Origin of the sequence: Flavobacterium ginsenosidimutans, assembly GCF_003254625.1 — a bacterium.
GTDB classification, from domain to species: Bacteria; Bacteroidota; Bacteroidia; order Flavobacteriales; family Flavobacteriaceae; genus Flavobacterium; species Flavobacterium ginsenosidimutans.
In genome coordinates, this window is the sequence record NZ_QJRJ01000013.1 from 1 (window position 1) to 272 (window position 272).

A 272-nucleotide genomic window follows, 5' to 3' on the forward strand; every position below is an offset into this window, starting at 1 on the left:
GCTCCTGCGGGAACTTACGAACTGACGTACACAATCTGCGAGAAGCTGAATCCGGCAAACTGCAGTTCGAATACTGTAAAAGTAACGGTTGGCCTTCCGGCAATTGATGCGGTTGCAGATGTGCCAACAGCTATCAATGGAAATATTGGAGGAACAACAGTATCACTAGCAGCAAATGATAAATTAAACGGAAATCCGGTTACAATCGGAAATAACGCGGGCGAGGCTTCGTTCACGATTATCGGAACACTTCCTTCAGGATTGACATTAAA

Annotated in this window: 1 protein-coding gene; it reads left to right on the top strand. The window is 45.2% G+C overall.

Translation table 11 applies throughout. The annotated features are described in order from the left end of the window. A partial coding sequence (locus tag DM444_RS00055) for a hypothetical protein (protein WP_162614871.1) occupies positions 1-272 on the top strand: 272 nt, incomplete at both ends.